The sequence below is a fragment of the Geodermatophilus poikilotrophus genome, assembly GCF_900111455.1.
In the GTDB taxonomy this organism is placed as follows: domain Bacteria; phylum Actinomycetota; class Actinomycetes; order Mycobacteriales; family Geodermatophilaceae; genus Geodermatophilus; species Geodermatophilus poikilotrophus.
Window position 1 is genome coordinate 19,579 of sequence record NZ_FOIE01000005.1, and the last position, 12,734, is coordinate 32,312.

General features: G+C 72.8%; 10 protein-coding genes. 3 read left to right on the plus strand and 7 right to left on the minus strand.

Annotation, left to right across the window (positions count from 1 at the left end; translation table 11 throughout):
• Positions 1-11: 11 nt before the first annotated feature.
• The 3 genes from metG to BMW27_RS12140 all read right to left on the minus strand — a co-directional run bounded on the left by metG (position 12) and on the right by BMW27_RS12140 (position 4,078).
• The gene (gene metG / locus BMW27_RS12130) at positions 12-1,805 is read right to left on the minus strand and encodes a methionine--tRNA ligase (RefSeq protein ID WP_091444406.1); all 1,794 of its coding nucleotides are present in this window, start codon (positions 1,803-1,805) and stop codon (positions 12-14) included.
• Between the two features lie 32 nt (positions 1,806-1,837).
• Positions 1,838-2,473, minus strand: coding sequence for a hypothetical protein (locus BMW27_RS12135; protein WP_091444407.1), 636 nt, complete (start codon positions 2,471-2,473; stop codon positions 1,838-1,840).
• A gap of 102 nt (positions 2,474-2,575) precedes the next feature.
• Positions 2,576-4,078 (minus strand): amino acid permease, encoded by a 1,503-nt coding sequence (locus tag BMW27_RS12140; protein ID WP_091444409.1) that lies wholly within the window; start codon positions 4,076-4,078, stop codon positions 2,576-2,578.
• Positions 4,079-4,182: 104 nt separating this feature from the next.
• Between BMW27_RS12140 and corA the strand changes: the two genes are divergently transcribed.
• Positions 4,183-5,289 carry a magnesium/cobalt transporter CorA gene (gene corA / locus BMW27_RS12145; protein ID WP_091444411.1) on the plus strand — a complete coding sequence of 369 codons (1,107 nt, stop codon included), beginning with the start codon at positions 4,183-4,185 and terminating at the stop codon, positions 5,287-5,289.
• Positions 5,290-5,305: 16 nt separating this feature from the next.
• Here the strand turns inward: corA and BMW27_RS12150 are convergent, their stop codons facing one another.
• From BMW27_RS12150 to rsmI, 4 genes are all read right to left on the minus strand, one after another.
• Positions 5,306-5,803, minus strand: coding sequence for a hypothetical protein (locus BMW27_RS12150; protein WP_091444413.1), 498 nt, complete (start codon positions 5,801-5,803; stop codon positions 5,306-5,308).
• Positions 5,804-5,817: 14 nt separating this feature from the next.
• A complete protein-coding gene (locus BMW27_RS12155) occupies positions 5,818-7,299 on the minus strand; it encodes an APC family permease (protein WP_245743517.1) in 1,482 nt (493 codons plus the stop codon).
• The gene (locus tag BMW27_RS12160) at positions 7,296-9,296 is read right to left on the minus strand and encodes a primary-amine oxidase (RefSeq protein ID WP_217638137.1); all 2,001 of its coding nucleotides are present in this window, start codon (positions 9,294-9,296) and stop codon (positions 7,296-7,298) included. The genes BMW27_RS12155 and BMW27_RS12160 overlap by 4 nt, the downstream gene beginning before the upstream one ends.
• 113 nt (positions 9,297-9,409) lie before the next feature.
• A complete protein-coding gene (gene rsmI / locus BMW27_RS12165; RefSeq protein ID WP_091445128.1) occupies positions 9,410-10,273 on the minus strand; it encodes a 16S rRNA (cytidine(1402)-2'-O)-methyltransferase in 864 nt (287 codons plus the stop codon).
• Between the two features lie 146 nt (positions 10,274-10,419).
• Between rsmI and BMW27_RS12170 the strand changes: the two genes are divergently transcribed.
• On the plus strand, positions 10,420-11,934 hold the full coding sequence (locus BMW27_RS12170; protein WP_091444415.1) for a dolichyl-phosphate-mannose--protein mannosyltransferase: 1,515 nt from the start codon (positions 10,420-10,422) through the stop codon (positions 11,932-11,934).
• A gap of 15 nt (positions 11,935-11,949) precedes the next feature.
• Entirely contained in the window at positions 11,950-12,732 is a 783-nt protein-coding gene (locus tag BMW27_RS12175) for an enoyl-CoA hydratase/isomerase family protein (RefSeq protein ID WP_091444418.1), read from the plus strand.
• Positions 12,733-12,734 lie beyond the last annotated feature (2 nt).

Here is a 12,734-nt window from a genome sequence, read left to right on the forward strand (position 1 = left end):
CGCGAGCCCGCTCACTCCTCTCCCTCGAGCCGGCGCAGCTCCTCCTCGACGATCGACTCGTCGAGCTTCTTGAACACCGGGGTGGGTGGCGACAGCGGCGTCCCCGAGGGGAGCGGCCGGGACGCCCACACCGCCTGCCCCCCGGAGTGGTCGCCGGTGATGATCGGGTACGGCGAGCCGTCGTCGAGGTCGGTGACCTCCTCGATCCGCGGCGCCGGTGACCACACGCCGGTCCCGCCGAGCAGCTCGTGCACCTTCTGCGCCGAGTGCGGGAGGAACGGGGTGAGTAGCGCGTTGCAGTCGCTGACCGCCTGCAGCGCCGTGTGCAGCACGGTGTCCCGGCGGGCCGGGTCCTCCTTGAGCTTCCACGGCGCCTGGTCGGACAGGTACTTGTTGGCCTCGCCGACCACCCGCATCGCCTCCGCGGCCGCGGCCTTCTGCCGGTTCCGCGACAACAGCTCCCCGACCGGCCCGAACGCGCCCGAGGTCGCGTCCAGCAGCGCCCGATCCGCGTCGGTCAGCTCCCCCGGGGTCGGGACGGCGCCGACGTTCTTCGCCGCCATCGACACCGTGCGGTTGACCAGGTTGCCCCAGCCGGCGACCAGCTCGTCGTTGTTGCGGCGCAGGAACTCCGCCCAGGTGAAGTCGGTGTCCTGGCTCTCCGGCCCCGCGGCCGCGATGAAGTACCGCAGCGCGTCGGCGTCGTAGCGGGCCAGGAAGTCGCGCACGTAGATGACGACCTGGCGGGACGAGCTGAACTTGCGCCCCTCCATGGTCAGGAACTCGCTCGAGACCACCTCGGTGGGCAGGTTGAGCCGGCCCAGCGAGCCCGGGGTGCCGCCCTTGTCGCCCTCGCCGTTGTAGCCGAGCAGCTGGGCGGGCCAGATCTCGGCGTGGAAGACGATGTTGTCCTTGCCCATGAAGTAGTAGGCGGACGCGTCCGGCGTCTGCCACCACTGGCGCCACGCGTCGTCGTCCCCGGAGCGGCGCGCCCACTCGATGGAGGCCGACAGGTAGCCGACGACGGCGTCGAACCACACGTAGATCCGCTTGTCGGGGCGGTCGCGCCAGCCCTCGAGCGGCACCGGCACGCCCCAGTCGATGTCACGGGTGTAGCTGCGCGGCTTGAGGTCGGTGAGCAGGTTCTTGGCGAAGTTGAGGACGTTGGGTCGCCAGCCCTTGCGGCTGTCCAGCCAGTCGCCCAGCGAGCGGGTGAAGGCCGGCAGGTCGAGGAAGTAGTGCTCCTCCTCCACGAACTTCGGCGTCTCGCCGTTGATCCGGCTCCTGGGGTTGATCAGGTCGACCGGGTCGAGCTGGTTGCCGCAGTTGTCGCACTGGTCGCCGCGGGCGCCGTCGTAGCCGCAGATCGGGCAGGTGCCCTCGATGTAGCGGTCGGGCAGGGTGCGCCCGGTCGACGGGCTGATCGCGCCGAGCGTCGTCCTCGGGAAGACGTACCCGTTCTTGAGCAGGCCGAGGAAGATCTCCTGGCTGATCGCCGCGTGGTTGCCCGTCGTCGTCCGGGTGAACAAGTCGTAGGACAGTCCGAGCGACTGCAGGTCGCCGATGATGACCCGGTTGTTGCGGTCGGCGATCTCCCTCGGGCTCACGCCCTCCGCGTCGGCGGCGACGGTGATCGGCGTCCCGTGCTCGTCGGTGCCGCTGACCATCAGCACCCGGTCACCCACCATGCGGTGGTAGCGGCTGAAGACGTCGGAGGGGACGCCGAAGCCGGAGACGTGGCCGATGTGCCGCGGGCCGTTGGCGTAGGGCCAGGCCACGGCGGTCAGGATGTGCCGATCACTCACGGCACGAGCCTAGGCGGCGGCGTCCAGCCGGTTCAGGGCCGGCTGGTGCCCACCGTCGCCGGGGCCTCGGGAGCCGCGCCGGGCACCGGGGTGGTGAGCGCGACGGTGAGCAGGGCCAGGCCGATGAGGGCGAGGGTGACCGCCCGGGTCCGCGGGCCGACGGCGGCCGGCTCCGGGCGGCGCACCGCCGGGCGCGGTCCCTGCGCCACCCAGTCCACGGTCGAGGGCGCGCCGGCCAGCAGCAGCTTCCCCACCGGCAGGCCGAGGGTCAGCAGCGCCAGCGCCGGCAGCGGCAGGCCCACCGGCAGGGTGTCGAACAGCGGGGTGAGCAGCGCGAGCGCCACCAGCGCTCCCACCAGCGCCACCTCCGCGGTGGCCACGGCGGTGTAGACCCGCCGTCCGGACCGGTCGAGCAGCAGCACCCCACCGCCGGCGCACAGCACCACCCACCCGGCGAGCAGGAGCAGCACCACGGCGACGACCGGGCCCGCCGGCCGCAGCGGGGACAGCAGCAGGCCGTCCAGCCCGGTCAGCCCACCGGCCAGCAGCGCCACCGCCTCCGCGACGCCGACGACCGCGGCCGCCAGCACGGCGACCGGCGGCCGGCGCCGGTCGGGGGACGACGGCGCGCGCGGGGTCTCGCGGGCGTCGAGGACGGTGCTCGCCACGGGTGTGCTCTCCCTGGCCGGGGACGTCGGTCACCGGTCGGGTCGGCCCCCGGAGCGGGCGGCTGGAGGGCCTGCGCGGGCGGCCTCACCCCTCCGAGGGGGTCAGCGGCGGGCGATGTTGTCCGCAGCCGACATCCGTTCCCCGGTGGCCATCCGGCTGCGGCGGCGGCCGTAGACGAAGTACATGCCGACGCCGAGTGCCATCCAGACGATGAAACGCAGCCACGTGTCGGTCGGCAGGTTGGACATGAGCCACAGCGAGGCGAGTGCCGAGATGATCGGCAGGACCGGGACCCACGGCACCCGGAAGGAGCGGTGCAGGTCCGGGCGGGTCCGCCGCAGCACCCAGACGCCGATCGACACGAGGAAGAAGGCGAACAGCGTGCCGATGTTCACCAGCTCCGCGAGTGCGGTGAGCGGGACGAACCCGGCGAGCAGCGCGACCACGATCCCGGTGACGATCGTGATGCGGTACGGGGTGCCGTACCGGGGGTGGACCTTCGCCAGGCCGGGCGGGAGCAGGTGGTCGCGGCTCATCGCGAACAGCACGCGGGACTGACCGAGCATCAGGATCATCACCACGGAGGTGAGCCCGGCCAGTGCGCCGAGCGAGATGAGGCTCGCGAAGACGGGCCACCCGTTGGCCGAGAAGGCGCCCGCCAGCGGCGCGGTGGCGCTCAGCTCGGTGTAGTTCTGCATCCCCACAACCACCAGCGAGACCATCACGTAGAGGAGGGTGCAGATCGCCAGCGAGCCGAGGATCCCGCGCGGCATGTCCCGCTTGGGGTCGCGGGTCTCCTCTGCCGCGGTGGCCACGATGTCGAAGCCGATGAACGCGAAGAACACGATCGCGGCGCCGGCGAGCACGCCGCCCCAGCCGTACGTGCCGGGGCTGAACCCGGTGAGCAGCGAGATCAGCGGCGTGTGCAGCCAGCCCTCCTCCCCCGCGGCCGCGGGCTCGGCCGGCGGGACGAACGGCGTGTAGTTCGCGGCCTTGGTCAGGAAGAACCCGACCCCGATCACCAGCAGGACGACGACCAGCTTGATGGCCACGATGATCGCGGTGACCCGCGAGGAGAGCTTGATCCCGAGGATCAGGACGCCGGTCATCACCAGCGTGATCAGGATCGCGGGGATGTTGACCGTCGCCGTCTCGCCGGCTATCGACGACGGCAGGGGCGTACCGATGTCGTCGAGCAGCTGGTTGAGGTAGCCCGACCAGCCGACGGACACCGTCGCCGCGCCCAGCGCGAGTTCGAGGACGAGGTCCCAGCCGATGATCCAGGCGATGAACTCGCCGAAGGTCGCGTAGGAGAACGTGTACGCCGACCCGGCGACCGGCACCGTCGAGGCGAACTCGGCGTAGCAGATCGCCGCCAGCCCGCAGACCACGCCGGCGATGACGAAGGAGATCGCCACGGCCGGGCCCGCCTGGTCCCGGGCGACGATGCCGGTGAGCACGAAGATGCCGGTGCCGATGATGACGCCGACGCCGAAGACCGTGAGGTCCAGGCCGGACAGGTTCTTCTTGAGCCGGTGCTCCGGCTCGTCGGTGTCTCGGATCGAGTCCTCGACGGACTTCACCCGGCGTGTGTTGGCGGCCACGGCGTCCTCGCTCTCGGCACTTCCCGGACCCTGGCAGCGTGGCACGGGGACTCCCGGCGCGCATGCCTACGCTGTTCCACCGACCCGGTCGGAGAGGAGTGCGGATGCCCGGCACGGAGGTCCCCGGCGGGATGTCCCGCGAGGTGCCGACGGAACTCCCGTCGACCCGGCCGCGGCCGGAGGGCCGGCCGCGTACGACGCCGTCCCGGCCGGACGACGTCGGCCCGGTCGTCGACTGCGCCGTCTACGTCGACGGACGCCGGGAGCCCCCGGTCGAGCCGCAGGAGGCGCTGCGCACGGCGGTCGACAAGGGCGGCTTCGTCTGGCTCGGGCTCTACGCGCCGACCGAGGACGAGCTGGGCACCATCGCCGAGCACTACCGCCTGCACCCGCTGGCCGTCGAGGACGCCGTCTACGCCCACCAGCGGCCGAAGCTCGAGCGCTACGACGACGTCCTGTTCATGGTGCTGACCACCGCCCGGTACGTGGAGCACGACCGGCTGACCGCGACGAGCGAGGTCGTCGACACCGGCGAGGTCATGGTCTTCGTCGGGCCGCACTACGTGATCACCGTGCGGCACGGCGAGCACGGCGGCCTGGCCGACCTGCGCCGCGGCCTGGAGTCGCAGCCGGACCTGCTGTGCCTGGGCCCCTCGTCGGTGCTCTACGCGGTCGCCGACAGCGTGGTCGACTCCTTCGTGGACGTCGCGACGGCGGTCGAGGAGGACGTCGAGGAGCTCGAGGCCTCGGTGTTCAGCCCGGAGCGGACCGACGACATCGGCCGGCTCTACCAGCTCAAGCGGGAGCTGCTGTCGCTGCGCCGGGCGGTCTCCCCGCTGGAGGTGCCGCTGGAGAAGCTGGCCGAGAAGCAGATCGACGTCGTCCCGGCGGCGATGCGGTCCTACTTCCGCGACGTCGAGGACCACGCCATCCGGGTGCGCGACCAGGTGGCCGCCCTCGACGAGCTGCTGACCTCGATCCTGCAGGCGTCGCTGGCCCGCACCTCGATGGCCGACAACGAGGACATGCGCAAGATCAGCGCGTGGGCCGGCATCATCGCCGTCCCCACCGCGATCGCCGGCATCTACGGGATGAACTTCGAGTTCATGCCGGAGCTGCGGTGGCGCTACGGCTACTTCGCGGTGCTGCTGGTCATCGTGACCGCCTGCGTGCTGCTCTACCGCGGTTTCAAGCGCAACGGCTGGCTGTAGCTCCGCGTCGTTCCGGTCAGACGGCAGCGGCACCCTCCTCCCGGCCCCCACGACCGAGCCGGCGCCGTCGGACGACCCTGACGAGGGTGGGCCGGGCCTGTGCCGTGCGGACCAGGAGGACGGCGGCGGCCAGGGCGACCTGCACCCCGGCCAACCCGAGCCCCGACCACATCGCCAGCTCCGACCAGGTCAGGGCACCCGTGTGGACGTGCGCCCGGGCCGCGGCTGCCCCGCCCTGCGGTCCCGTCAGCACCAGCAGGTGGGCCGCGAGCATCGCCGCGTACATGCCGCCGGTCATGGCCCAGGTCCGCACGGTGGGTCTCCGCCAGAGCCCACGGACGCACGGTACGCAGGCGGCGGCCATGGCGACCAGCAGGACGGCGACCGGCCGACCCCCGTGCCCCGGGGAGGCAGCCGCCACCAGGTGCAGGGCGATGCACCCGGCGCCCAGGGCGGCGGCCGCCTCACCGAGGACCTGCGCTCCGACCGTCGACCCGGGCACCGGGACGGTCACGTGGGACCCGCCCCTCACACCCGCCCCGTGGGCAGGTCTCCCTCGGGCGCCCGCTCCACCCCCACCGTCTCGACCGGCACAGGGTCCTCCTCGGTCGTCCCGACGTCCTGGACCCGTTCCGGCGCGGTGGCTCGGACGTAGAGCAACCAGGTCAGGCCCAGCAGCAGCGCACCCGCGAAGACGTACGGCAGCAGGTTGTACGGCGAGGGCGGCACCGGGACGACGTTCTTGTAGAAGACGTAGAGCAGCGCGACGACCACCACGACCGCCAGGACGGCCGACAGTGGCTTGGCCTCGTTCCGCCTGCGCAGGAAGACCGGCAGTGCGATCGCCATCAGGAGATAGGCGAGCATGTACCCGAACGTCCCGATCGTCCCGGTGTAGGCGTAGATGTTCAGCGGGGTCGTTCCCGTCGCCAACATGACGATCGGCACGACTCCCACGACGGGGGTGATCGCCCAGATGGCCACGTGCGGCGTCTTGTGCTCCCGGTGGGCCCGCCCGAACGCCTGCGGCAGCACCCCCTCCTCGCCCATGGTGTAGAGCACCCGCGAGGCGGCGTTGATGCTGGCGATGACGACGGCGAAGAAGGAGGCCGTGACCCCCAGGTCGATCAGCCAGGTGACCCCGCCGAGACCGTTGTCGCCGGCCAGGTCGCTGATCGGGGCTCCGCTGGAGGCCAGGGCCTCCGGGCCACCGAAGCCGAGGACCGACGAGTACGCGGCGAAGACGTACAGGAGTCCCACGAGCACCGCGCTGCCGACGACCGCCCGAGGGATGGTCCGGTGCGGGTTGCGTGCCTCCGCGCCCAGGCTGGCCGCGCTCTCGAACCCGACGAAGCCGAGTACGGCGAGCACGATGCCGAAGGTGACACCGTCGAACGAGACCCCGTCCAGGCGGAACTGGGACGCGTCGATGGCGAACCCGTTGCGCACCAGGACGACGACGAAGACCGTGAGGACCGCACCGACCGACAGGATCTCCAGCACCAGCCCGAGCCGGGTGGAGAGCTTGATCCCGGCGACGGCGAAGGCCCCGGCGACGACGGCGGCGGCCCCGAAGACCACCAGCTGGGCGGTGGTCGAGTCCCCCGGCACGCCGATCGTGGTGAGGAAGCTCCCCAGGTAGATGCCGGTGCCCACGACGCCGACCATGGCGATGCAGGTGTAGCCGATCACCAACCCCCAGCCGGCCGCGAAGGCGCCGGTGGGGCCCAGGCCGCGGGCGACATAGCTGTAGAGCGAGCCGGAGGACGCCATCCGCCGGGCGAACTGCGCCACGCACAGACCGATGAGGACGACGACGACCGTCGCGATCAAGTAGGGGATCCAGGCCCCCGTGCCGGCGTACAGCACGATCAGCGCCGGGCCGGTGGCCATGACCGCGGTCGGCGCGATGCCGGCCACCGACTGAGCCAGGACCTCGGCCTGGCTCATCGAGCCGTGGGCCAGCCCCCGGTCGGGGTGCACGCCGGTGGTGTCCGGCCGGCTACTCACTCGGACACCTGCCCACGGGCGCTCTCACCGGTGTGCCCGCCGTCGGCGTGACAGGCCGGTGTCGAGCGCGGCATGTCCAGGGCCGGGTTGCCGTCGAAGAAGCTCACCGGCTTGAGGTGGAAGCCGGCGTAGGTCACGGGCATGACCGGCCAGTCCTCGGGGCGCACCACGTGGTGGGCGCCGAAGGAGTACCAGACGACGACGTCCTGGTCGTCGAGCGATCGGTCGGCCTTCACGAACTCGGGGAGGCCGCCGGCGTTCTGACTCTGGTTGGGGTAGTCCCCGGCCGCGTAGCGCTCCTGCGGGTCGTACTGCGTCACCCAGAGGTGCTTGTAGGCGAACTGCGCCCGGCTCCAGGCCTGCGAGCCCTCCTGCTGGAGGGGCAGCACGTTCTCCCCCGGCACGAGCTTGTACCCCGCCGGCTGCCCCAGCTCGTTGACCGAGGAGGGGTTGACGATCTGCCACGTGCGGGCGACGAAGGGGTCGATCAGCCGCTGCGCCTCGCTCTCCCGCGCCAGGAGCGTCTTCTGGGTGACCCAGGCGTTGCCGTAGGGGTTGTCCGGGCCGGGTGGTAGGGCGGCGGCGTCGACCTCGTAGACGGAGTTGCGCTCGCCGTCGACCTGCATGTCCAGCCGGACGTTGAAGAAGTGCTGGTGATGGGGGCCGTACAGGCCGGGGGCGACGAGAGTGCCGAAGCGTGGCTGCTCGCCGACCGGCACCGCACCGGTCGAGATGACGCCTGTCAGCTTGACCTCGTACTGGATCGAGCCGTCGGTGTAGAGGTACCAGAAGAAGCCGTACTCGTAGTTGCCGACGGTGGCGAAGCAGGAGATGACCAGCCGGCGGGAGCGACGGACCTCCATCTTCTCGGTACGGAAGTCGGTGTGCTTCCAGCCGACGCCGTAGTCCTCCTCGTGCATGCAGATGGCGTTGGCGATGGTGAGCGGCTGACCGTCCTGGTCGTTGGCGACCACGTCGAAGTAGTGGATCTCGCCCAGACAGTCGCACCCGAGCTGCAGCGGGTTGAGCAGCAGCCCGACCCCGTACTCGCCCTCGTCGAAGACGTTCTTGATCCGGTGGGTCGGCGCCGGGTCCGCATAGGGGATGTACATCTCCGCCAACGACGCCCGGTAGACGACCGGGCGCAGACGCCCGCGGTCCTCGTAGCCGATCTGGTGCAGGACCAGCCCCTCGCGCGGGGTGTAGCCGACCCGCAGCCGCCACTTCTGCCAGCTCACCTGATGGCCGTCGACGGTGAAGCTCGGGCCCTCGGGCTGGGTGATCTCGATCGGCCGGACGTCGTCCCGGATCGCCGTGTGGGCCGGCCGGTTGTCGTCGTCGAACATCAGCTCCGGTACGTAGTTGCCGGCCCTCTCCGGGAGCGGCACGACCCCGTGGTCACGGACGTCGATGACCTCCATCTTGTCCAGGTCGACGAGCACGACCAGCCCCTCGACGGGCCGGGCGTAGCCGTTGTCGTCCTCCCGGGTCCGGACGAACGTCAGGGGCCGTATGAGGCGGCGGCCGAGCGGGTCCTCGATGTCGTAGCCGGCGGCCCAGGGGTCGATCATGGCCAGCGAGAAGTCGGTCACCCCGCGCTTGCGCATGGCCTCCTGCCAGCGCGGGTCGGCCCGGGTGATCTCCTCGGTGCTGAAGAACTCCTCCAGCATCACGCCGGGCTGCACGCCCTCTACGACCTCCCAGGACGTCACCACCCCGGACGTCAAGGACACCGCGGCCTCGATCGTCTGCTGGTGCCCACGGTCGTAGAGCACGGCGAAGGCCACCCGCTCCGGCGGCTCGGCCCCCCGCATGTCGTGGGCGAGCACCTCGCGCTTGTCCGGTTCCTGCAGCGCGATGGAGACGAAGCGGATCCGGGGGTCCTGCCCGCGCTGGTCGCGGATGATGGCCGACGCCCGGGCGATCTCGTCCGCGTCGAGCGGCTCGAGGGGGTGCCGGCCGGTCGTGGTGGTGGGCTGGGGCAGCTGGATGACCACAGGTCTCCTCCGGGGAGTGCCCGGACGGGAGGGCCCGGAGCAGGTCGGTGAAGCCCGGACCGTAGAAGGAGTGACACAGGTCACACAAGGACCGGCCTCCCGGCCGATCCGGGCTAGGACCCCCCGCTCGCTGCCTGCTCGCCGCCCTTCGCGGCGACGACGGCGTCGTAGACGGTGCGGCGCGGCAGCCCGGTGCGGACGACGACGGCGCGGATGGCGTCCTTGCGGGTGGCGCCCGCGGCCTCCTCCGCGGCGACCTCCGCCGCCAGTTCGGACGGCGAGAGCGATGCTGGGGCCACCGGTGCGCCGCCCACGACCAGGGTGATCTCCCCGCGCACGCCGTCGGCAGCCCACGACGCCAGCTCGGTGAGCGTCCCGCGGCGGACCTCCTCGTGCGTCTTCGTCAGCTCCCGGCAGACGGCGGCCGGGCGGCCCTCGCCCATCGCCGCCGCGGCATCGGTGAGCACGTCGGCCAGCCGGTGCGGCGACTCGAAGAACACCATCGTGCGGCGCTCGTCGGCCAGCCCGGCCAGCCTCGACCGGCGCTCCCCCGCCTTGCGCGGGAGGAAGCCCTCGAAGCAGAAGCGGTCGACCGGCAGGCCGGACACCGCCAGCGCGGTGATCACCGCCGACGGCCCGGGCACCGAGGTCACCTCGACGCCGGCGTCGATCGCCGCGCGCACGAGCGTGTAGCCGGGGTCGGAGACGGAGGGCATCCCGGCGTCGGTGAGCAGCAGCACGGTCCTCCCCTGGTCGAGCGCGGTCAGCAGGCCGGGCAGCCGGGAGCGCTCGACCGACTCGTGGAAGGTCACCACCCGGCCGGTCAGCTGCACCTCGAGGTCGGCGGCGAGGCGGTGCAGCCGGCGGGTGTCCTCCACGGCGAGCACGTCCGCGGTCGCCATCGCCGTGCGCAGCCGCGGGCCGACGTCGCCGGGCTGACCGAGCGGAGCGCCACCGAGCACGAGCCGTCCGACCACGTGCACGAGCCTGTCACGACGACCGCCGCAGGGCCGCCTGCGGGGGCTGCCCCCTGCAGGGTCCCGCCGCGGGCTCGCGAGTGGCGGGGGCAGAGGGCGTTCCTGCGAGCGCCGGGGGCCGTCGGCCCGGTCACTACCCTGGCCGCATGGCGGTCCTGGCTCCCGAGCGCACGGACCGGGAGCCCGGCGGGGTTCGGACCCGCCGCCGGCCGCTCCCCCGGCCGCGCCGCGACACCACTCCGCCGCTGCCCGCCGACCGGGTCCTCGCGTGGGTGCTCACCGCGCTGCTGGGCCTGGGCGCCTTCGCCGTCCGGCTGTGGCACATCGACTACCCGTCGGACCTGCTCTTCGACGAGGCGTACTACCCGCCGCAGGCGCGCGAGCTGCTCGAGTGGGGCCACGAGTACAACCGCGGCTACACGTTCATCGTCCACCCGCCGCTGGGCAAGTGGCTGATCGCCGGCGGCATCGGGCTGTTCGGCTACGACTCCTTCGGCTGGCGGTTCCCCTCCGCGGTCGCCGGGAGCACCGCGGTCGTCGTCCTGGCCCGGCTGACCCGGCGGCTGACCGGATCGACGCTGCTCGGCCTGGTCGCCGGGCTGCTGCTCGCGCTCGACGGCCTCGCCTTCACCCTGTCGCGGATCGGCCTCCTCGACGTCTTCCTGCAGGTGTTCGTGCTCTCCGCGGTGGCCTGCCTGGTCGTCGACCGGGACCGGGTGCGCGAACGCGTCCGGGCCGGCACGACGACGGCCACCGGCTTCGCGCTCGGCCCGCGGGGGTGGCGGCTGGCCGCCGGGTTCCTGTTCGGCTGCGCCTGCGCGGTGAAGTGGAGCGGGGTCTACTTCCTCGCCGCCTTCGCGGTGCTGAGCCTGTTCTGGGACCGCGCCGCCTGGCGCGGGGCCGGCGTCCCCCGCCCGACCCCGACCGCTGCGCGGCGCGGGCTGCCCGGCGCGCTGTGGGCGCTGGCCGCCGTGCCGGTGCTCACCTACGTCGCGAGCTTCACCGGCTGGTTCCTCGGCGAGACCTCGCAGGGCAAGGGGTGGGCGCAGCAGAACCCGGAGACGGCGTTCCCGTGGGTGCCCGACGCGCTGCGCTCGCTGTGGCACCAGCACGCCGAGTGGCTGACCTTCCACAACGGGCTGTCCACGCCGCACCCGTGGGAGTCCGGGCCGTGGAGCTGGCTGGTCAATGGCCGGCCGATCCTGCTGTGGAACCCGCAGGGCCTCACCGACGCCGCCGGCGACCAGGTCATCCGCTACATCCTCATGGTCGGGACGCCGACCCTCTGGTTCGCCTTCGCGCCCGCGCTGGGATGGGTGGCCTGGCGCCTGGTCGCCCGCCGCGACCCCGCCGCGCTGCTCGTCGCCGTCGCGGTCGCCGCCGGCTGGGGCACGTGGTTCCTCAACCCCGAGCGCACGATGTTCGCCTTCTACACCGCGCCGGTGCTGCCGTTCTTCGTGCTCGCCGTCGTCCTGGTGCTGCAGGACGTCCTGGGCCGGCCCGGAGCCTCGCGGCTGCGCCGGCAGGTCGGGCTGGGCGTCGTGGCGCTCTACGTCGGCGTGGTGGCGGCGACCTTCGTCCACTTCCTCCCCGTGCTCACCGGGGAGCCGCTCTCGCACGCCGAGTGGCTCGCCCGCATGTGGTTCCCGTCCTGGTTCTGACCCCGGAGGCCCTCGATGACCGACCAGCCGGTGCGCACCGAGGCGGACGGCGACGTCTGGCGGGTGACCCTCGACTCGGCGCGGACCGGCAACGCCGTGGACCCGGCGATGGCCGCGGCGCTCGGCGAGGCGTTGCGGGCCCGACCGCCGCGGACCCGGGCGGTGCTGCTGCTGGCCGAGGGCGAGCGCTTCTGCGTCGGCGGCGACGTGCGCGGCTTCGCGACGGCGGCGGACCCGGGCGCCGAGGTGGGGCGGCTGGCCGCCGGCTGGCACGAGGTCGTGCGGGCCCTGCTGGCCGCCCCGGTACCGGTCGTCGCCGGCGTGCACGGCGCGGTCGCCGGTGCCGGTGTCGGACTGCTGGGCGCCTGCGACGTCGTCGTCTGCGCCCGCTCGACCAGGATCCGGCCCGCCTGCGCCGCCATCGGCTTCTCCCCCGACGGCGGCACCTCCTGGACCCTGGCGCACGCGCTGGGCCCGGCCCGCGCCCTGGACCTGGCGCTGACCGACGGCACGCTGGACGCCGCGGAGGCGCACGCCTGCGGCCTGGTCGCCCGGGTGGTGGCGGACGACGAGCTGCGCGCGGCCGCCACCGAGCTCGCGCACGCGCTGGCGGCCGGGCCGGTGCGGGCGGTGGTGCGCACCCGGGCGCTCGTCCGCGGCGCCGTCGTGCGGACGCTCGACCAGCAGCTGGACGACGAGGCGCGGCTGATCGCGGAGTCCGCGGCCGACCCGGAGGGGCGGGAGGGCGTGCGCGCCTTCGTCGAGAAACGCCGGCCGGACTTCCGCACCGGCCGCTGAGC

Excerpts from the sequence above, each read along its gene's own strand:
- corA (WP_091444411.1), top strand. The coding sequence starts at position 4,183 with ATGCCCGGCACGGAGGTCCCCGGCGGGATGTCCCGCGAGGTGCCGACG.
- BMW27_RS12170 (WP_091444415.1), top strand. The coding sequence starts at position 10,420 with ATGGCGGTCCTGGCTCCCGAGCGCACGGACCGGGAGCCCGGCGGGGTT.
- BMW27_RS12175 (WP_091444418.1), top strand. The coding sequence starts at position 11,950 with ATGACCGACCAGCCGGTGCGCACCGAGGCGGACGGCGACGTCTGGCGG.